Genomic DNA, 2539 nt, shown 5'->3' on the forward strand with positions numbered 1-2539 from the left:
ACGCTCGCAAGGGGACCGCGGTCATGCGCGAAGACGTGGGCGCTGCCGGTCATGCGCCGCGCGAGCGAGCCGATTCCTTCGGGGGCGGTGCCGTGCGCACGCGCCGCGCCGACATCCGTCAACCAGAAAGCTCGCGCGCGATCGCGAAAGCCGTCGTTCCACTCGTGGTAGCCGTGCGGAAAGCTGCCGACCTGCCAGCCGCCCATGCCGACATCCCAGGGCTCAGAAATCATCTTCACGCCCTGCAGCGCGGGGTCGTCAAGAATGGCCCGCAACAACGGATGCTCGCGGTCGAACTCTGCGCCCGCGTTACGCCCGAGCGTGGCCATGAGGTCGAAGCGGAAGCCATCGATCTGCACCTCGTTGGCCCAGTAGCGCAGCGAGTCGAGCACGAGTCGCTGGGCCACGGGCTGCGAAAAGTCGATCGTATTGCCGCACCCGGTGGTGTCGATGTAGGTGCCGTCGGGCTGCTGGCGGTAGTAGGTCGCCGCGTCGATGCCGCGAAAGCTCGTGGTCGGCCCCTCGCGACCCTCTTCGGCCGTGTGGTTGAAAACGACGTCGAGCACGACCTCAAGGCCCGCTTCGTGCAAGAGCTTGACCATGCCCTTGAACTCGCGCAGCACCGCGCCCGTGCCGCCGAACTGGGCCTCGCGCGTGGCATACGCGGCGTGCGGCGTGAAGAAGTTGAGGGTGTTGTAGCCCCAGTAGTTGATGAGTCCCTGATTCTGCAGGCGCTGCTCACTCACGTGCTGGTGCACGGGCAAGAGCTCGATCGTCGTGACGCCGAGGTCTTTCAGGTAAGCGATCGTGGCCGGGTGTGCGAGGCCCGCGTAGGTGCCGCGCAGTTCTTCGGGCAACTCGGGCGAGAGCTTGGTCAGCCCTTTGACGTGTGCCTCGTAGAGCACGGTGTGATCGAGCGCGACGCGCGGCTTTTGCACGCCGGCCCAGTCGAAGGCGTCGTCTTGCACATAGCTGCGCCAGGCTCCATCGGGCGTGCGGGCGAGCCCTCGCGCGTAGGGGTCGAGCAAGAGGTTCGTGCGATCGAACGCGTGCGTGGGGCCCTCGGGGCCGTCGACGCGCAACGCGTAGCGCACGCCCGGTCGCAACGACTTCGTCGTGGTGTGCCACACGCCCGACTTCATGCGGTGCAGGTCGTGGGTCTCGGTGACCCACGTGGGGTCATCCGGCGAAAAAATGCACAGTTCAATCGCTGTCGCGTGCGTGCTCGCGACCCGGATCTCTCCACCTCGCGCGGTCTGCCGCACGCCGAGGTGCGCGAAAGGGTCGTTCGTCGCCATGCGTCTTAGGCTAGGACAACCGCACGCACGCCCCGTTCATGGTGCGCAGCGAGGGTTCGTGCGCTGCGCATGTCGGCCACCGGCAACCGAGTTCATGCTGCGAGAGGAGGCCATCGTGATCTACCTGGACCACGCCGCCACCTCGCCGATGCCCGCCGAGGTGCGTGACGCCTATGTCGAGGCCCTGCACCTCGTCGGCAACCCGTCGTCGATTCACACGGCAGGCCAGCACGCACGGGCCGTGCTCGATGATGCGCGCGTGCGCATCGCCGCGACACTCGGCATCGACGCCATCGAGCTGACCTTTACGGGCGGCGGCACCGAGGCCGTCAACCTCGCCATTAAGGGTCTGTATTGGGCGCGCAACGCCGCTGCGTCGACGGATGCGCGACCGCGCATTCTCGTGCCGCGCACCGAACACCACGCCGCGCTCGACGCGGTCGAGTGGCTCGAGGCGCACGAGGGCGCAACGCTGAGCTGGCTCGAGGTCGATGAGCTCGGCCGCCTCCGACTCGACAGCCTGGAACGCGCTCTGGGCGACGGCACCGACGTGGCCCTTCTGACGATGCTGCACGCGAACAATGAGGTCGGCACGCTGCAACCCGTGGCTGAGGCGGCGGCGCTCGCCGCGGCCGTCGGCGTGCCCGTGCACGTCGACGCGATCGCGGCCTACGGGCAGGTTCGGCTCGATCCACTGCCGCACGGGGTGTCGGCGGTCTCGATCTCGGCGCACAAGATCGGCGGCCCCGTGGGGGTCGGGGCGCTCGCGCTTCGTCGCGGCTCTGAGGTGGTGCCGTTGCTGCATGGCGGCGGCCAGCAACGCGGGCGCTCCGGAACCATGGATGCCGCGGGCGCCGCAGCCTTTGCCGTCGCCGCCGAACGCGCGCACGCCGAACTCGACGACCGAGCGGCGCACAAACGGATGCTGCGCGAGCGGCTCGCGGAGGGCATCCGTCGCACGGTGCCGAGTGCCGTGCTGCGCGGGGCGGCGGGCGCGGCCGCGGTGGCGACCGAGCTCGCGCATTCGGCGGCGGCCAGCGACCCGGCCAGGGCGGCGAGCCACGTGGCGCGGGCCGCCGAGCTCGACGCCCTCGCCTTGCCCGGCACGCTGCACCTGACGGTTCCGGGCGCCGAGGGAGACTCGCTGCTCATGCTCCTCGACGCGCGAGGCATCGCCGCCTCGACCGGGTCGGCGTGCCAGGCCGGGGTTCCCGAACCGAGCCACGTTCTGCTCGCGATAG

At 69.6% G+C, this 2539-nt stretch carries 2 protein-coding genes; one reads left to right on the forward strand and one right to left on the reverse strand.

Annotated features, from left to right (window positions below; all coding sequences use genetic code 11):
• Nucleotides 1-1298, reverse strand: a 1298-nt coding sequence (locus tag SFU54_RS03040; RefSeq protein ID WP_319014841.1) for an alpha-amylase family glycosyl hydrolase, incomplete at its 3' end; no start/stop codon positions are given.
• Nucleotides 1299-1413: 115 nt separating this feature from the next.
• On the opposite strand from SFU54_RS03040, the gene SFU54_RS03045 reads away from it, so the two are divergent.
• On the forward strand, nucleotides 1414-2539 hold a 1126-nt coding region (locus tag SFU54_RS03045; protein WP_319014842.1), incomplete at its 3' end, for a cysteine desulfurase family protein.

It is taken from the genome of Microcella sp. (assembly GCF_033763155.1).
Taxonomy (GTDB): Bacteria; Actinomycetota; Actinomycetes; order Actinomycetales; family Microbacteriaceae; genus Microcella.